15 protein-coding genes and 1 tRNA gene are annotated in these 17,808 nt (G+C 63.2%); 4 read left to right on the top strand and 12 right to left on the bottom strand.

The features are described from left to right. From GVL04_RS22530 to GVL04_RS22510, 5 genes are all read right to left on the bottom strand, one after another. A partial coding sequence (locus GVL04_RS22530) for an ABC transporter ATP-binding protein (RefSeq protein WP_159708706.1) occupies positions 1-970 on the bottom strand: 970 nt, incomplete at its 3' end. A gap of 8 nt (positions 971-978) precedes the next feature. Continuing rightward, entirely contained in the window at positions 979-2,037 is a 1,059-nt protein-coding gene (locus GVL04_RS22525; protein WP_159708704.1) for an ABC transporter ATP-binding protein, read from the bottom strand. Beyond that, a complete protein-coding gene (locus GVL04_RS22520; RefSeq protein WP_159708702.1) occupies positions 2,034-3,035 on the bottom strand; it encodes an ABC transporter permease in 1,002 nt (333 codons plus the stop codon). Before GVL04_RS22520 ends, GVL04_RS22525 begins: the two co-directional genes overlap by 4 nt. An 81-nt stretch (positions 3,036-3,116) precedes the next feature. Beyond that, complete coding sequence (locus GVL04_RS22515; protein WP_159708700.1) at positions 3,117-4,841, bottom strand: ABC transporter substrate-binding protein; 1,725 nt, start codon at positions 4,839-4,841, stop codon at positions 3,117-3,119. A 44-nt stretch (positions 4,842-4,885) separates the two neighbouring features. Continuing rightward, entirely contained in the window at positions 4,886-5,923 is a 1,038-nt protein-coding gene (locus GVL04_RS22510) for an ABC transporter permease (RefSeq protein ID WP_235036403.1), read from the bottom strand. A gap of 166 nt (positions 5,924-6,089) precedes the next feature. Here GVL04_RS22510 and GVL04_RS22505 point away from each other — a divergent pair, with 166 nt between their 5' ends. Continuing rightward, positions 6,090-7,553 carry a chlorohydrolase family protein gene (locus GVL04_RS22505; protein WP_159708698.1) on the top strand — a complete coding sequence of 488 codons (1,464 nt, stop codon included), beginning with the start codon at positions 6,090-6,092 and terminating at the stop codon, positions 7,551-7,553. A 34-nt stretch (positions 7,554-7,587) separates the two neighbouring features. Then, positions 7,588-8,289, top strand: coding sequence for a GntR family transcriptional regulator (locus GVL04_RS22500; protein ID WP_235036402.1), 702 nt, complete (start codon positions 7,588-7,590; stop codon positions 8,287-8,289). Positions 8,290-8,369: 80 nt separating this feature from the next. Here the strand turns inward: GVL04_RS22500 and GVL04_RS22495 are convergent, their stop codons facing one another. From GVL04_RS22495 to GVL04_RS22475, 5 genes are all read right to left on the bottom strand, one after another. Next, positions 8,370-9,785: a DUF4032 domain-containing protein gene (locus GVL04_RS22495; RefSeq protein WP_159708694.1), complete on the bottom strand. Its 1,416-nt coding sequence runs from the start codon at positions 9,783-9,785 to the stop codon at positions 8,370-8,372. Further along, positions 9,782-11,365 (bottom strand): beta-N-acetylhexosaminidase, encoded by a 1,584-nt coding sequence (locus GVL04_RS22490; protein ID WP_159708692.1) that lies wholly within the window; start codon positions 11,363-11,365, stop codon positions 9,782-9,784. Before GVL04_RS22490 ends, GVL04_RS22495 begins: the two co-directional genes overlap by 4 nt. 93 nt (positions 11,366-11,458) lie before the next feature. Then, positions 11,459-12,541: an ABC transporter ATP-binding protein gene (locus GVL04_RS22485; RefSeq protein ID WP_062070492.1), complete on the bottom strand. Its 1,083-nt coding sequence runs from the start codon at positions 12,539-12,541 to the stop codon at positions 11,459-11,461. Positions 12,542-12,747: 206 nt separating this feature from the next. Next, the gene (otsB, locus tag GVL04_RS22480) at positions 12,748-13,545 is read right to left on the bottom strand and encodes a trehalose-phosphatase (RefSeq protein ID WP_159708690.1); all 798 of its coding nucleotides are present in this window, start codon (positions 13,543-13,545) and stop codon (positions 12,748-12,750) included. Continuing rightward, positions 13,535-15,028 carry a trehalose-6-phosphate synthase gene (locus GVL04_RS22475; RefSeq protein WP_159708688.1) on the bottom strand — a complete coding sequence of 498 codons (1,494 nt, stop codon included), beginning with the start codon at positions 15,026-15,028 and terminating at the stop codon, positions 13,535-13,537. Before GVL04_RS22475 ends, otsB begins: the two co-directional genes overlap by 11 nt. Before the next feature lie 176 nt (positions 15,029-15,204). Between GVL04_RS22475 and GVL04_RS22470 the strand changes: the two genes are divergently transcribed. Both GVL04_RS22470 and GVL04_RS22465 read left to right on the top strand, forming a co-directional pair. Further along, complete coding sequence (locus GVL04_RS22470) at positions 15,205-16,083, top strand: thioredoxin domain-containing protein (RefSeq protein ID WP_200846936.1); 879 nt, start codon at positions 15,205-15,207, stop codon at positions 16,081-16,083. Between the two features lie 146 nt (positions 16,084-16,229). Then, positions 16,230-16,306, top strand: a tRNA-Thr gene (locus GVL04_RS22465). Positions 16,307-16,467: 161 nt separating this feature from the next. Here the strand turns inward: GVL04_RS22465 and GVL04_RS22460 are convergent. Continuing rightward, complete coding sequence (locus GVL04_RS22460) at positions 16,468-16,869, bottom strand: hypothetical protein (protein WP_159708684.1); 402 nt, start codon at positions 16,867-16,869, stop codon at positions 16,468-16,470. A 236-nt stretch (positions 16,870-17,105) separates the two neighbouring features. After that, the gene (locus GVL04_RS22455; RefSeq protein ID WP_159708682.1) at positions 17,106-17,711 is read right to left on the bottom strand and encodes a TasA family protein; all 606 of its coding nucleotides are present in this window, start codon (positions 17,709-17,711) and stop codon (positions 17,106-17,108) included. Positions 17,712-17,808 lie beyond the last annotated feature (97 nt).

Raw genomic sequence — 17,808 nt, 5'->3', positions numbered from 1 at the left:
GGGCGGCGGGCGCGGCCGGTGTGGGAATCTGGTCGATGCAGCGTTGGCGCTGTTCTTCCGGAAGCGTGCCGATCAATGGGCAACGGGTTCGGAAGACGCAGCCGCTGGGAGGATTGGCCGGAGACGGCAGATCGCCGCGAAGCCGGATCTTCACCTGTTCGCGTGCGGCCCGGGGATCAGGCAGCGGCACTGCTGAGAGCAGCGCCTTGGTGTAGGGATGCCCCGGATCGCTGAACAACGCGTCCCGGGGTCCCTGTTCCACGATCTTGCCCAGGTACATCACAGCAACCTCGTGGGAAATGTGCCGGACCACGGAGAGGTCGTGGGCAATGAAGATGTAGGAAACGCCGGTGTCGCGCTGGATCTGCTGCAACAGGTTCACCACCTGGGCCTGCACGGAGACGTCCAAGGCGGACACTGGTTCGTCGCACACGATCACTGACGGGTTGAGGGAAATGGCCCGGGCAATACCCACGCGTTGACGCTGGCCTCCGGAGAACTCATGGGGGAAACGGTTGTAGTGCTCCGGTTTGAGCCCCACCTGGTCCAGCAGTTCCTTGACCCGGGTCTTGAGTCCACCCGGCGGGTTGATCTTCTGCGCCACCATGGGAGCCGCGATGGCCGTGCCCACGGTTTGGCGGGGATTCAGCGAGGCAAAGGGATCCTGGAAGATCATCTGGACCTTGCGCCGGAAGTTGTACAGATCCTTGCCACGCAGCTGGCTGATGTCGACGCCGTCGATCATGATCCGTCCGCCCGTCGGGTCCATGAGCCGTGCCACCATGCGTCCGGTGGTCGACTTACCGCATCCGGACTCACCCACGAGACCCAACGTCTGGCCGCGGGCAAGACTGAACGACACGCCGTCGACCGCTTTGACCGATCGCTTGGCGGCTCCTGGAAGGAGGCCGCCCTTCAGCGGGAAATGCTTCTGCAGGTTCTCCACCTGGAGAATTGGCTGATTGTCCATGGCGGGTCCTAACGCGAATTCCGGATGGTGATGATCTGCGGGCCACTCAAATGGCAGCGCTTGCCGTGCCCGTCCTCGACCCTCAGTTCGGGCCGTTGGCTGGCGCAGACGCCGTCGCCGGCGAGTTCGGCGTATTGGCACCGTGCGCTGAAGATGCAGCCCTTGGGCAGGTCAAGGAGCGACGGTGGTTGGCCGGGTATGGGGTTCAGCCGGCTTGAGGAGCTGTTGAGCGTGGGCATCGAATTGAGCAGGCCCAGGGTGTAAGGGTGCTGGGTGTCGTAGAAGATCTCGTCCACCGGCCCGGACTCGACGCATTGGCCGCCGTACATGACCAGCACGTTGTCGCAGACCTCGGCAACCACCCCGAGATCGTGCGTGATGAGGATGAGCGCCGAGTTGCTTTCCTCCTGGAGCTCGGACATAAGGTCCAGGATCTGGGCCTGGACCGTTACGTCCAGGGCGGTGGTGGGCTCGTCGGCGATCAACAGCTCGGGCTCGCAAATCAGCGCCATCGCGATCATGGCACGCTGGCGCATGCCGCCGGAGAAATGGTGTGGGTACTCGTCGTAGCGCTGCTCCGGGCTGGGGATTCCCACCCTTCCCAGCATGTCGACGGCGGCCGCCCGGGCCTGCTTCTTGCTCGCCTTGTTGTGGACCAGGTAGGCCTCGGCAATTTGGTGTCCCACAGTGTAGAAGGGGTGCAGGGCGGAGAGCGGGTCTTGGAAGATCATGCCGATGTTGCGGCCGCGGAGCTGGCGCATGGCGGACTCGGGCAGCGTGACCAGGTCCTTGCCCTGGAACATCGCCTGGCCGCTAACCTGTGCTGAAGTGCCCTTGAGCAGGCCCATGAGTGCCTGGCTGGTGACGGACTTTCCGGAACCGGATTCGCCCACGATGCCCAGGGTCTGGCCACGTTCGAGGGCGAAGTCCATGCCGTTCACTGCGGAGACAACGCCGTCGTCCGTAGGGAATTTCACGGTGAGGTCGCGGACCTCGAGGAAAGGGGCGGTGGCCGTAGCGCTTGCGGGGGCGCCCGCCGGCTGGGTAGCGATGTGCACGTGGGTCATTGGAGCCTCACTCGGGGATCGATGGCGGCATAGGCGAGGTCCACCACCACGTTGGCGACGATGACGAAGAACGCGGCCAGCATGGTGATGGCCATGGTGACAGGGAGGTCGCCGGAAATGGCGGCGTGCACTGCGGTGAAGCCCAAACCGGGGACGGAGAAGATCTGTTCGGTGAGGACTGCGCCTCCCAGCAGGAGGCCGATGTCCATGCCGAGCATCGTGACCACTGGGGTGATGCCCGCCCGAACGCCGTGCTTGAAGGTGACAGTCCGTGGTGCGAGGCCCTTGGCGCGGGCCGTGCGGATGAAGTCCTCGCCGAATGTCTCGATCATGTTGGTGCGGGTGACCCGGATGTAGGAGGCGCTGAAGAGGACCGCCAGCGCGATCCAGGGCAACAGGTAGTTGGCCACCCATGCTCCCGGACCCTGCGGGCCGAACGGGCTATTGATCTCGTTGGTAGTGAAAGGCAAAAGGTGCAGCTGGTTGACGAACAACAACAACAGGAACAGGCCAGTGACCGGGATCGGCAGTGAAACGCCTACGGAAGCGGCGCCGACAATGAACTTATCGACAGGCGATCCCTTCCGCAGGGCGGCCATGAGGCCGAGCCCGACGCCGGTGATGGTCCACAGCACCAGCGCGCCGATGGCCATGGAGAACGTGTAGGGGAGCGAGCGGCCGATGATGTCCGCAACGTTCTCATTGGTTTGGAAGGACTTGCCCAGGCACGGCCATTCGCACAGGGTCTGTGCTCCAGGCGCGCCGATCATCCGCGATGAGAAGAGCCCGCGGATGTAATCGAAGTACTGGACAAGGAAGGGCTGGTCCATGCCCAACGCGACGCGGGCTTCGGCAACGCGTTCGGGCGTGCATTCCTGTCCGCAGGCAGCAGCGGCAGGGTCCGACGGGCCAAGCTGAAAGAGGGTGAAGGTGATGAAACTGACCGCTGCTAGAAGCAATACCAGCGATCCGGTCCGGCGAAGAATGAAAGTCATCATAGGTGGTGGTTGCGGGCCGCCCGCTGATGCAGGCGGCCCGCTTCTCCTTCTGGACTATGCTCGATTGTTTTCGGGGCCCGATTACTGCTCGACGCCGACGATCGAGAGGTCGATGCCGCCGAAGAAGTAGCCCACCTGGGCATTGCGGACATTGGAGCCCACCACGCTGTTGGTGTGGCTGCGGATGAGCGGGACGATCGGGTAGGTCTTCAACGCTGAGCCGAAGGCCTCGGACCACTTCTTGCCCAGTTCCTCGGACGTGCCATCCGTATTGCGGAGCTCAAACATGGCCTTGGACACTACGGGATCGAAGTAGCGGGACGTGTTGGAGAAGCCGTAGCTGGTGCCGTCGTTGTTCGGGCCGAGCAGGGGATCAGCGGAGGTACGGATGGACGCAGGATCGGCGCCACCACACCAGCCGGAGCGGCCCATGTCCGGGAGTTGCTCGCTGGCCAGGATGGAGTAGTAATTCGGTGCGGGAATCGCAACCAGCTCCACCTCGATGCCCAGGGCCTTCAGGTTCTGCTGAACCACGGTGCCGGTGTTCTTGAAAGCATCCCGGTTGTTGGCGTAGCCGTACGTGAGGCTCTTGGGGTAGTCCTTGCCCTCCAGCAGCTTCTTGGCTTCCTCCAGCTTTGGCTTGCCGGTGGGATCCAGTTCCAGTTCGGTCTCCACGTAGCCGCGCATCTTGGAGTTCAGCGGGCTCTGCGTGATTTCGCCGAAGCGGCGTCCACCGTACTGCACCAGGATCGACTGGCGATCCAGGGCAAGGGCGATGGCCTTGCGGACGTCCGGATCCGTGATCTTCTGGGTGTTCAGGCTCAGGACGTCATTGCAGCCCAGGAGACCGGAGGCAACGCGGTCCTTGACCTGGGCGTCGGCCAGCTTGGCGGAGTCAGAGGTCTGCAGGGCGCCGTTGGAATCCAGCGTGATGGCGTTGGGGTCCGAGTCGGCCAGCAACTGCTGGCTGATGGTGGCCTGGGATGTGGACAGGGAGAAGCTGAACGTGTCCGGAAGGGCGGAGCGGTTGGGATCCGTGGCGGGATCCCAGTGCGGGTTGCGGACCAGCTTGAGGGATTTGCCGCGGTTGTAGGACTCCACCATGTACGGCCCCGAGGAGACGGGGTGGTTGGTGTAGTCGAGCTTGGTGTCCTTGGCCTTCGGGACAGGGGCTGTGTTGGAGCGCGATGCCAGTGCGGGGAACTCGGCGAACGGCTTCTTCAGGTGGAAGACCACGGTGCGTTCATCGGGGGTTTCGACAGCGTTGAGCACAGCGGAAGGATCCTTGTACGGCCCCTTGTACCCGCCGGCGTCGAGCGCTGCATTCAGCTCTTGCGGCGCCTGCGTGAAGACATCCTGCGCGAAGGTGCGCTCCACGCCGTATTTGATGTCCGCCGAGGTGATGGGCGTTCCGTCCTCGTACTTCACGCCTTCCTTGAGGGTGAAGGTCCAGCTGAGGCCGTCATCGGAGACCTTGCCGGTATCGGTGGCGAGGTCCGGGACGACAGTCGGCGGCTGGCCTGCCGTTTCCTTGGCCATGGTCAATGTGCGGTAGTACAGCTGACCGACGTTGGCCGTCTGGACATAGTTGCTGTTTCCTGGATCCAGGGTTTGGAAGTCGGAAGACATGAGGACGTTGATGTTTCCGCCCTTGCCGTTGAAGCCGGACTTGACCACGTTGGGGGCCAATTCCGTGACCGAACCGGCGGGCTTGGAACTGCTGGGCTGGCTTTGGCCGGCGCCACAGCCGGTAGCGGCCATGGCAATCAGCACGGAAAGTGCCAGAGCTCTTGCAGGGGTTTTCATGATGCTCCTTGTGAGGGGTGAAAGGCGATGCGGGGGGATGAGTGTTAGTGGCGCGAAGCTTTGGGGTCCAAGGCGTCCCGGACGGCGTCGCCGAGGAGGTTGAAGGCCAGGACGGTGATGATGAGCATGACGCCGGGGACCGCGAGGAACCACGGATCGCTGAGGTACCAGTTGCCGGACTGGGCGGCGTTGAGCATCTGGCCCCACGACGGTGTGGGGTCCTTGACGCCCACGCCCAGGAAGGACAGCGCGGCCTCGGCCGAGATGTTCGTGGGGATCAGCATGGTGGCGTACACCAGGACAACTCCCATGACGTTGGGGATGATCTGGCGGAAGAGAATGCTCAGGTGCGAGGCGCCGAAGGACCGGGCGGCTTCGACGAATTCGCGTTCGCGGAGGCTCAGCACCTGGCCGCGGACTATGCGGGCGAGGTAGGCCCAGCCGAAGAACCCCAGGATGATGACCAGCGAGGCCATGGGCAGGAAGCTGCCTTCGCCGAGCGGGGTGTCCCTGAGCCGCGACTGCAGGATGGGCGTCAGCGAGAGCACCAGCAGCAGGTGCGGAAACGCAAGGAACAGGTCCATGATGCGGCTGATGATGGCGTCGGTCTTCCCACCGAAGTAGCCGGCCGCCGCGCCCAGCACCGTTCCGAGGACTACGGAAACAGCGGTGGATAACAAAGCGATGGTGAGGGAGACCTGGCCACCGTAGGCGAGCCTCGCGAAGAGGTCGCGGCCCAGGCCCGGTTCGACACCCAGCCAGTGTTGGGCCGACGGATACATGTAGCCGGGGAGCGGTAGCCCGGGGGTCTGGAAGTCATCCAGCACTTCCGGGCTGGTATTGGAGGTAAAGGGATCGTTGCCCGACATGGCACTCAACACGGGAGCCAGGATGGCGAACAACATGATCGCCACCACCACGCACAGGCTGAGAAGCGCGATCTTGCTGCGCCGGATCCTCATCCACGCGGTGGCGAGCAGTGAGCGCGCCTCGGCAGGAACGGCTGCTTTACCTTCCGGCGACGTTGCCGGGGGAAGCGGCGGGCTGCCGGTATTCGGTTCGATGGACTGTAACTGGGTCAACGGTTCTGCTCGATTCATGGTCCAAGGAGCTGGCTCCGGAGTTCTTGTATACCAAAATAGACTAGAGCACGATTCATGCGATGTAAATCACAAATAATGTAGTGTTTGGAATACCAGAGAGTAGTTACCGCAATGTCCGCTGCAGGACAGGAAACAGGAGTCGCCCGTGCCCACCAAGGTCACCGCCCGCTACGTGCTGGGCCATCACAACGGACGCCATGTCCTGCTGGAGAACGCCTGCGTGGTCTACAGCGGCCACACTATTGAGTACGTCGGCCACGACTACACGGGCCCTGTGGACGAAGAACGCCGGCTGGGTGACGCGCTGCTCATGCCCGGCCTGATCGACCTGGACGCGCTCACTGACATTGACCACCTCATCCTGGACAGCTGGGCCGGCGCGGAGCAGGCAAAGGGCCACCAGTGGTCCGAGGACTACTTCCGGAACCGCGCGGATGTCTTCACCGCCGAAGAACGCCAGCAGATCCGCGAATACGCCCTGATCCAATTGGTCCTGCACGGCATCACCACTTACATGCCCATCGCATCCGAAGTGCATTCCGAATGGGCCGAGCCCCTCGAGGAACTGGTGGGGATGGCGGAGACCAGCAGCCGTTTGGGCCTGAGGGCCTTCTTAGGTCCCGCCTACCGTTCCGGCGTGAACGTCGTGTTGGACACCGGCGAACGATCGGTAATGTTCGACGACGATCGCGGCCGCGACGGGCTGGCGGATGCCTTGCGCTTCATTGACCATGCGAACGAACTCCGCGATCCGCTGGTCAACGCAGTGCTGCTCCCGTGCCGGATCGAGACGCTGGACATCGAGTTGCTCAAAGCCACCGCAGCAGCGGCGAGCGAGCGCAACGTGCTGGTGCGCCTCCACTCCCTGCAGGGCTTGGTGGAACGCGAACTCATCCTGGACTGGCACGGAGTGACGCCCTTGGAGCTCCTGGACCAAGTGGGATTGCTCAACGAACGCCTCCTGATCCCGCATGCCACCTACACGGACAGGAATCCTGCGGTGCATGGCGAAGACCGCGGAGATCTGGCAAGGCTGGCGGACAGTGGTGCCAGCATCATCCACTGCCCCCTGACATCCATGCGGTACGGCAGCACGCTGGACTCCTTCAACGCGTACAAGGAAGCCGGCATCAACATCTCGCTGGGCACGGACTCGTTCCCACCGGACCTCATCCGCGGCATCGACGCCGGCGTGCAGCTCGCCAAGATCCTTGCAGGCACCAACGACGCCGGTGACGTCGCCGGGTACATCGACGCCGCCACTTTGGGCGGAGCCCATGCTTTGAGGCGGCCTGACCTGGGTCGCCTTGAACCGGGGGCACAGGCCGACATGGTGGCCTTCTCCTTGGCAGACATCCGGGACGGCGTCCACGACGACCCGCTGCGGACCCTCCTCCTGAACGGCACAGCCCGCCAGGCCGTGCTGTCCGTAGTAGCCGGACGGACCATCATGGCTGATGGCGTGATAGCCGGAGTGGACCTGGATCACTGGCGTCTGAAGGGCCAGGAACTGTTCGAAAAGATGCGTAGCGCCTATACGGTCCGGGATGCCCGGAACCGCCCCGCCGACGAGCTCTTTCCTCCCGTGTATGCTCGGTTGGAACGCTGATCGGCGCCGTCCGGCACAGGGAGCGGACGCTGGCATGAAGGGAAGTTTGACAGTGGCTGAGGCGATGCCGGAAACGGGAAATGGCCGCGATGAAGAGGCCCGTGCGGAAAACGTCTACCAGTTGGTGCTGGAGGGCATCGTCACGGGGAAGTACGCCCAGGGGATGCGGTTGCGTGAACGCGAACTCTCGGAGATCTACAACGTCTCCCGTATCCCAGTGCGCGAGGCCATCCAGCGCCTGGAACAGGACGGCTTTGTGGAGACTTTCCCGCGCCGAGGTGCGGTGGTCCGGCAACTGACGCTCACCGACGTCAATGAGCTATTCGACATTCGCCTCTGCCTGGAAACCTTCGCTGCCAGGATGGCTGCCACGCGTGTGGCGGAGGGCAGCGACGGCGGCCGGCTGGAGGAGCTCATGGACGCTTCCAAGAAGGCTATCGACGAGGACCGGACCGACGATGTGGCGGTGATCAGCGCCGAACTGCACGCCGAGATCGTCCGACTCTCCGGCAACAGGCTGCTGATTGAATCCGTGAAGCCACTGTTTGGCCGGATGCGGTGGATCTTCGGGCTTGCCCATAATCGCAGCAATGAACTCCAGCGCGACGAACACACCGAGTTGTGCAACGCGATCCTGAAGGGCCGCCCGGATCTGGCGTACTCGCTTGCTTATTCGCACATCGAACTGGGCCGCGAACCGGTCCTGTCAGGCCTCGCCGAAACTCTGGAACCGTAGGCCGAAACTCTGGAACCATAGGTTAAAAGGCTCGACGTCGGCACTCACCTGAGTGCCGACGTCGAGTTCGTTACATCGCGTCAGTCGTCCGCGTCCGGGTACTCTTCCTCGTCGTCGTACCGGCCGGATTCCTCTACCTCGACCTCAAGGATCTTGAGCAGCTCCGTGTCCGGGTTCAGCATGATGGCGGCCTCGTCACGGCGGTGCTGGAGCACGGTGTCCAGGTAGGACTGCACAGTCTCCGCCAAGGGGACGTACCTGTCCTGCTTCTGGCTCATGTACCAGCGGTGCTCCAGGACCTCGTGCACCACTTCTGCCGGTTCCAGTTTCCCGGCCAGATGACGCGGAATGGACCGCACGATGGGTTCAAAGATCTGGCTGACCCAGATGTGGGCGCTGATTTCCTCGTCCAGGTCCGGGTTGTTGTCGGCCCGGAACTGGTCCATGTCGTTGAGGAGCCGGCGGGCCTGGTTCTCCTGGGCGTCCAGTCCGGTGAGGCGCAGCAAGCGGCGCTGGTGGTGACCGGCGTCGACGACCTTCGGCTGGAGCTGGATGGTTGAGCCGTCAGCCGTGGTCTTGATGGCGTATTCCTCCACATCGAAGCCCAGCTCGTTGAGGCGACGGATGCGGGCGGCCACGCGCCACCTTTCGCCGAGTTCGAAGGATTCCTTCTCGGTCAGCTCAGTCCAGAGCCGACGGTAGCTGTCCATGATCAGCTCACTGGTGGCTACGGGATCCACCTTCTCTTCGATGAGCCCGCCGTCCAGCAGGTCCATCAGTTCGCCCGCGATGTTCACCCGGGCGATTTCGAGGTCGTATTCACGCTGGCCCATGGAGAGGTCCGGGTAGAGCTCGCCCGTTTCGGCGTCCACCAAATAGGCGGCGAAGGCGCCGGCATCACGGCGGAACAACGTGTTGGACAGTGAAACGTCACCCCAGTAGAAGCCCACAAGGTGCAGGCGCACCAGCAACAGCGCCTGGGCGTCGATCAGGCGCGTCAGCGTGTCCTTGCGCAACATCTGCGAGAACAACGCACGGTATGGCATGGAGAACTTCAGGTGCCGCGTCACCAACACGGGGTTCAACGGGCGCCCGTCTGCGGTGGTGCGTCCGGTGATCACAGCCACCGGCTCCACGCAGGGAACGTCCAACCGCGCCAGCTTCCGGAGCATGTGGTATTCGTGGCGGGCCACGTGCTCGGACGTTTCCTTAATGGCGATGACCGAACCGCCGAGGTGCGCGAAGCGAACGATGTGGCGGGAAATACCCCGGGGGAGCGCGGCAAGGTTCTCAGCCGGCCAGTCCTCCAAAGCGATGTGCCACGGCAGGTCCAGCAACTCCGGATCTGCCGCAGCCGCCGTAATGTTCAGGGAACCGATGACGCTGGCAGGCGGCGCGGTGTCCTGCGCGCTCGCGGCTTCAGTGCGGGGGAGCTTGCCGATCTGCCCGTAGTCGGTAGGTTCGTCGTGCCACTGGGCTTCGTTTTGCTCGCTCATGCCTCAATTGTTCCGTACTTGGAGTCGGAGGACGTGGCCGTTTCCGGGAACGGCCACGTTGAGTTCGCCGACCATTCGACGTCGGGCGCCTCCTGGAAGACGACACCCTGCTTGGCGAGCCGCTCACCCATGGCGCCCAACCGACGTCGGAAGTCACCGGCGTTGCGGACCTCCTGGCCGGACCAGGCGACTTCTGCCAGGGAAACAGCCCGTGGGTAGAGGAGCCACTGTGCCTGCTCATTGTCGCGGACGGTTTCAGTCCACAGTGGCCCTTCGACACCCAGGATCTGCTGGTCCTTGAGCCCGCCCTGGGCAGGATCCCAGTTGTAGTACTCAGACCAGGTAAAGGGGCCACCCTCCACCCATTCAAGGCCGATGGGGCTGTCCGAGGCATACTTCTGGTCCAGGTAGGTGTTGGCGGCGGGAGACATGATCACCGTTGCGCCGCTCTGTTCGGCCTGCTGGACTACCGGGGCGAAATCGCCGTGCCAGTACTGGATGACGGCACCTTCCGGAAGCTCGACGGCAGCAAATTCGTTCCAGCCCACCACGGTTTTTCCGGTGTCAGCGCCGATTTGAACGAACTGCTGCACCATGGCCACGTAGTCGTCGTGTTCGGTGACCTTCGCTTCGTCCCCGCCGATATGGAGGTACGGACCCACAGTGATGGCGGCGAGTTGGCCGAGGACTTCGCGGACGAACTCGTAGGTGGCGGGCAGGTCGGCGGTGAGGGTTGACCAGCCCACCTCTGCGGTGGTGCTCATCGGTTTGGCTGCGCCGTCCGGGTTGAGCTGCGGAATCGAGGCAAGGGCGGCGTTGACGTGGCCTGGGAGGTCGATCTCCGGTATCACCAGCACGTTCTTGGTGGCGGCGTAGGCCTGGATATCCCTGAAGTCCTGCTGCGTGTAGAACCCTTGGCGCCCGCGGGCCGGCACCGCAGTGGGAACCTCCACCGCGCCCTGTCCGCCCAAGGCGGTCAGCTGGGCGTAGGGCAACCCCGACGGGTTGTGTTCCGGCTCGTGGATTTCGATGCGCCACGCTTGGTCGTCCGTGAGGTGCAGGTGCAAGGCGTTCAGCTTGAACTGGGTCATGACGTCGATCTGCGCCTTGACCTCCTCCACCGTGAAGAAGCTGCGGGCAACGTCCAGCATGAGGCCGCGGTACGCGAACCGCGGGGCGTCGGCAATCTCGACGGCGGGAATCACCCAGGTATTGTCGCTTCGATCTGCGCCCTCAACAGCCGCGGGGAAAAGCTGGCGGAGCGTCTGCACGCCGTTGAAGAGTCCCGCGCCGGTGGATGCCGTGAGCCTTACCTCATCTTCGCCGGCGGTAAGCACGTAAGCTTCCGGGCCGCCGTCGAACGTGTCCGTCAACTCGAGCGAGATGTCACCGGGGCGGGTGTCCTCAACTATGGGTAACTCGTAACCGGTACCGCGGCGCAGGAGCGAGGCGAGTTGTTGAGCCACTGCCACCGCTGAGTCACTTGCGGTGATCCGTGCTGTGGAACCAAGCGTGAAGGCCGGGCCATCCAGGAGTGCGACGTGGGAGGGGCGGGGGATCAGGTTGTCCGTCGTGTTCATGCCGTTCTTTCTGGGAGAAAGGTTAACGCGAGAGCGGCCCGACCTGGAGGGGTCGGGCCGCTTTCATGCGGAGTTATTGACTGCCGGTAGGGACTAGTCGCCCAGGCGGAGGCCGGTCTTCGTGTCGAACAGGTGCACGTGGCCGGACTGCGGACGAACGAAGATGGACTCGCCCTTCATCGGGGGGCGACGACCGTCGACGCGTGCAACGATGTCGTGGCTCTTGCCATCGAGGATGGTGTGGCCGTAGACGTAAGCGTCGGCGCCGAGTTCTTCGACAACGTCAACCTCAACCTGGAGGCCTTCGCCGTTGCCGACGGTCTCGAGGTCTTCCGGACGCGAGCCGACGGTGACGGTCTGGCCGTGAGCTTCTTCGAGGACGTCGCGCGGCACGGGGTAAACCGTTCCGCCGAACTGGACGCCGCCGTCGACGACGGGGAGTTCCAGGAGGTTCATGGCCGGGGAGCCGATGAAGCCTGCAACGAAGACGTTCTGCGGGCGGTCGTACAGGTTGCGCGGGGTGTCAACCTGCTGGAGAAGGCCGTCCTTCAGCACTGCTACGCGGTCACCCATGGTCATTGCCTCGACCTGGTCGTGCGTCACGTAAACCGTGGTGACGCCGAGACGGCGGGTCAGGGATGCGATCTGCGTACGGGTCTGGACGCGGAGCTTGGCGTCAAGGTTGGACAGCGGCTCATCCATGAGGAAGACCTGCGGGTTACGGACGATTGCGCGGCCCATGGCAACACGCTGGCGCTGGCCACCGGAGAGTGCCTTCGGCTTGCGGTCAAGATAAGCCTCAAGGTCAAGAAGCTTGGCGGCTTCGCGGACACGCTCGGCGCGCTCTTCCTTGGAAACGCCGGCAATCTTCAGCGCGAAGCCCATGTTGTCCGCAACGGTCATGTGCGGGTACAGGGCGTAGTTCTGGAAGACCATTGCGATGTCGCGGTCCTTCGGCGGAACGTCAGTGACGTCGCGGTCACCGATCAGAATGCGGCCGGCGTTGACGTCCTCAAGGCCTGCGAGCATGCGCAGCGAGGTGGACTTACCGCAACCGGAGGGTCCAACGAGGACCAGGAATTCGCCATCGGCGATGTCGATGTTGAGCTTATCGACGGCGGGCTTATCTGTGCCCGGGTACAGACGCGTAGCGTTATCAAAAGTAACTGTAGCCACAGTTATCAATCCCTTCACCGGCAGGTACGTGCCGGACGATCCGTTGTGAATGGTTCATTTTCTTCAGTTGAACTCCCCGGCCAATGGCCGGGGAGGATCGTGTGACGTCGCACGGTGCTGTGCGTCACATCACATCCAAGAGTATGTCAGACTTTTTGACTAACTACCTAAATGTTACGAACGTCACATGTCGTGCTGCTCACACGCTATGCCTGGGCGGTGACCTGCCGACGCTCTCCCAGCAACGCTTCCAGCAACTCCGCCACGTGCACCGGCGCTTCCACGCGGTAGTGGGCCTGGGTGAAGTCCAGGCCAACTTTGATGCCCACGTCATCGCCCAACAGCCGGCCCAAAGCGTCCTCATCGGTGACGTCGTCACCAGCGAACAGGATGGCCGTAGCGCCGGTTGCCTGGCGCAGAAATTCCACGGCCTCGCCCTTGGATGCGTGGACCACTGACGTTTCCAGCACCCGTTTGCCGGTTTTAAGGTACACACCAGGGTGCTCGCGCAGCACCCGCATCGCTGCCTCGACGGCGTCTTCCGCAACGTCGTCGTCGGCCATTCTCGTGTGGAGGACGACGCCGGCGGGCTTGTCTTCGAGCAACGTCCCCGGAGCGATATTCACGATTTCCGCCAAGACCTCGCGGACCGCGGCCAGCTTGGTGCGTTGCTCGTCGTCCAGCTCCAGGCCCAGGGATCCCTCGCCGAGCCACACTTCAGCCCCGTGGCTGCCGATCAGCAGCGTGTTGGCCGGAGGTGAGGCGACCAGCCGCAGGCTGTCCAGTGCGCGACCTGAGATGAGTGCCGTCGTCGTACGCGGAAGTTCGGCGAGTGCCTCCAAAGCCGCAGCTGACCTGGGCAGTGGCCGGGCGTCCTCAGCGCGGTCCACGATGGGGGAGAGCGTGCCGTCAAAATCGAGGGCCACCAGGAGATGCTCAGTGCCTGATATGCGACGGACTGCTTCCAACAGTTCCGGCGGGAGGGACAGTTTCTCAGGTGTCATCGCGCACTACCTTTTCTTCCAGGGCGGCAAGGAACTCAGCCGACCAGTGATCGACGTCGTGGTCCAGGATCTGCTTGCGCATCAGCTTCATGCGGCGGCGGGCTTCCTTGGGTGGAAGGGTTACTGCGCGGAGGATGGCTGATTTGAGGCCGTCGATGTCGTGCGGGTTAATCAGGAAGGCCTGCTTGAGTTGGTCGGCAGCGCCGGCGAACTCGCTGAGCACCAACGCGCCGTCGTCGTTTGACCTGGCCGTGACGTATTCCTTGGCCACCAGGTTCATGCCGTCACGAAGCGCTGTCACCAGCATGACGTCCGCGGCGAGGTACAAAGCCACCATTTCCTCCACCGGATAGCTGTGGTGGAGGTAGCGGACGGCCGTGTTCTGGATGGTGTCGTAGGTGCCGTTGATATGGCCAACGGTTCCTTCGATCTCTTCGCGCAGCAGCCGATACTGCTCAACGCGTTCCCGGCTGGGGCTCGCCACCTGGATGAGGGTGGCGTCTTCAACCTTGATGCTGCCTTCGCGCAGGAGTTCCTCGAAGGCCTTGAGGCGGTGGCCGATTCCCTTGGTGTAATCCAGCCGGTCAACGCCCAGCAGGATGGTGGTGGGGTTGCCGAGGTCCTTGCGGATCTGCTGGGCCCGCTCAATGATGTCCGGCCTGCCCGCGAGCTCACGGATCTGGTCAACGTCGATGGAGATCGGGAAGGCCTGTGCCCTGGCGATGTGCGTGACTTCGCCGTCAGGGCCCTTCACGTGAACCTGCTGTTGCTTGACGCTGGCGCCCAGGAAGCGGCGTGCGGAGCGCATGAAGTTGCCTGCATCGCTGGGACGCTGGAAGCCCAAAAGGTCCGCTCCAAGCAGGCCGTCGATGATTTCCCGGCGCCATGGAAGCTGCGCGAAGATTTCCGGTGGTGGGAAGGGGATGTGGTTGAAGAAGCCGATCTTCAGGTCCGGCCGGACCTCGCGGAGCATCCGCGGAACAAGTTGGAGTTGGTAGTCCTGCACCCAGACCGTGGCGCCGTCCGCGGCATGGCGCGCGACGGCGTCGGCGAACTTCTTGTTGACCTGGCGGTACGAGTCCCACCATGTGCGGTGGAATTCCGGCGGGGCAATGACGTCGTGGTACAGCGGCCAGATGGTCGCGTTGGAGAAGCCTTCGTAGTAGAGCTCCACGTCGTGGCTGCTCAACTGGACCGGGACGAGGTCCATGCCTTCATGGCTGAAGGGGCGCACCGTCTCATCCGGGGCACCATGCCAACCCACCCACGCGCCGTCGGACTTTGTCATCATGGGCGCGAGTGCCGTGACCAGGCCGCCGGGGGAGCGGCGCCACCCGCTTTCTTCGTTGTCATCGCTGATGCGGTCAACGGGCAACCTGTTGGAGACCACCATGAAGTCGAACTTGGTTGCCGTGGGCTTCTTGACGGGAGAAGCCCTGACGCCGTCTTCGGTCTTGAGTTTCTCGCTTGCCAAATCCTGCATTAACGCTCCCTGGGTTTGCTGTGACTCAACTCCCAGCCTACTAGCGGAATCTTCCCCGGCACTTGATCGTTCAACAACCGGGCAGGAAGGTCTGCGGCAGATCTTCAAGTTTGCTCCCGTAAACTGACCCCGTTGCCCTAGCTATGCACTATGACGTCGAGTACCCCGAGGAACTGATGAGCCCCGCAAACGAACCACGCCTGTCCAAGGCCGAACGCACCGCCCAGGCACGGGAAAGAGCGCGCGAAATCCGCGAAGCCCAGCTGAAAAAGGACAAGCGCAGCAAGCTTCTGGTCGGCTGGGGCATTGTGGTTGCCGTTGTCGTCATCATCGCGGTGGTGGCATTCGTCGTTATAGGCCAGGCGCAGAACAACGCACCCATCGCCGACCAGGGACCGACGCCGGCAAACGGCAACGTGCACGGTGGCGTCACGCTGTTGGCCAACAGCGAAGTTGTTAAGTCCGAGCCCGCCACCGTCAATGTGGCCGACGTTCCCGCCCCTGCGGCCACGAAGCCCGCGACCGTAACGGTCCCGGGTGGGGAAGCCGAAGCCGGCAAGCCGGTCAAGGTTATTGCCTACATCGACTTCATCTGCCCGGTGTGCAAGCGCTTCGAGACGACCTACGGGGAGTCGCTGACCAACCTCCGGAACGAAGGAAAAATTTCCCTCGAATACCGGCCGCTGGGCTTCCTGGACCAGCAATCCACCACCAACTACTCCTCGCGTGCAGCCAACGCTGCTGCCTGCGTAGTGAACACTTCTCCGGAAAAGTACGCGGACTTCTTCAACCTGCTCTTTGAGCGCCAGCCCGCGGAAGGCAGCGCCGGCATCTCCGACAACGACCTGAAGAAAATGGCGACCGAAGTGGGTGCGGCCAACATTGACTCTTGTGTCGACAGCAAGCAATTCCGCCCCTGGGTGAAGGTTGCCACGCAGGAAGCTGCGGCCATCGGCATCACGGGCACGCCTACGGTGTTCATCGACGGCAAGCAGTGGGATGGCAGTACCGACCTGAACGCTGAGATCCAGACTGCGATCACCGCCAAGGGCTAACTGCCAAGGAACTTACGACGGCGGCCGGTCACCCTTTGTTCTCGGGTGGCCGGCCGCTGTTGTCCAGGCGAATTTCGTTGACGGGGATGGTCTGGGCTAACCTTATCTAGCGCTCTTTCGCGCTTAGCTCCGGGTAGCCGGAGCGCGCCTCCTTAGCTCAGTTGGCCAGAGCACCGCTCTTGTAAAGCGGGGGTCGTCGGTTCGAATCCGACAGGGGGCTCCACGAACCCCTCCATTCCGGCGATTTCGCCCGGAACGGAGGGGTTTTTCGTGTCTGAGATGCAGGGCATCCACGCATCGTCCGGTTGTGGGCTGCTGTCAGGGACAGACCAGGGTGCCCGTGAGGGGTTGGCCGACCCAGGAGTTCGTGGAGTTGGGGACCTTTTAGTAACCGCGGATCTGGTAGGTCCACGTCCCGGACAAGTTGCTCACGTTCTGGACCCCGGAGCTGTAGGACTTCCCGGCGGTTTTGCTCAGGTCGCCGGTGAACTGCACAACGCCGTCGGGGTCGATGACCTTCAGCTCGTGATAGTTCGCATAGGGGACGGCGGCGAAGGTGCCAACGCTGATCTTTGCCTGACCGAACCACAGGAAGGAATCGCAGGACTTGGTGACGGCGACGGTATTGGCCGCCGGCGCGGGGATCCGGGCGGCGGAGACAGCCATGGAACCCGTTTCGGTGTCGTTGAACTTTGCGTGGGCTGGTGAAATCTGGACGCCCATCAGCAGGAGCATGGCGGCCATGATGATGGCCGGTACCTGCCAGATGATTCCCTTGCCCTGCATTGCGCGTTCCGTCCCGGTGGTGTGGTTGTTCCGCTTTCCAGTGTGCCCACCCAGCCTCAGGAAAGACGTTGGTGAACACTCAAGGTCCGCTCAAGAACGAAAGAATCCACCACAGCCCACGGCTGGGTGCGGGATGGCCTCACGACTTGCTCGGGACATGGCCGAGGACCGGCCTGAAGGGCAAACAGGCCGGCCCCCGGGGCCTATCGTGTAACCCCTTGCGGGGTCTTGGGGTGTTACTTGGTGGTTTCGGTGCGTTGGGTGCCGGTGAAGGAGAATCCGATGGTGGAGGTGGCGCCTTGGAAGTCGTTGTTCGCGGTGCCGGGCAGCGTGGTGGTGACCTTGAGGTTGTCGGTTTTGGTCGAGGTCAGGGAGGTCAGGTTGTTCAGGACCTTGTTCGCTGCGATGACCGGGCCGGACGCGAGGACGGTGGTTTTGGTTCCGGCGCAGTTGTAGGGGGCGGCGGAGCCAGTCCAGGCCACGGAGCAGTTTTCGATGGTCAGCTGCAGGCCGTTCGTCACGTCCGTGGTGAGCAGGGATCCGGTGGCGCCGGCGGAGGTGGTGAGGGTGACGTTGTTCAGGTCGGAATTGCCGGTGTTGGCCAGGGTGACGAGCTTTTCGACTTTGTCACCGGGCAGCAGGCCCGCGACGGGGACGTTGAGGGTGTTGTTGGCTCCGGTGCCCAAGGCGATGGTGACGGTTCCTGCGGTGACGGCCTGGGAGGCGGAGGTCGAGGAGGTGAACGCGCCGTAGGTTCCCATCCCGGCGACGGCGGCTGCGGTGCCGAGCAGTGCGACGGAGGCGAGGATCTTGCCGGAGGTGGTCTTGAGGGTGATGGCCATGGGAATCAGTGTCCTTTCGGGAGGCCACCGTGAGACCGGCCGGCCGTTCCTTTCAGCCTCTCTGGCTGACAAGAACTACTGTGCCGGGGCAAGATCA

The organism is Arthrobacter sp. 18067, from assembly GCF_902706295.1.
Classification (GTDB): Bacteria; Actinomycetota; Actinomycetes; order Actinomycetales; family Micrococcaceae; genus Arthrobacter.
Note: the sequence above shows the minus strand (reverse complement) of the source record. Positions and strands in the feature narration are given on the sequence as shown.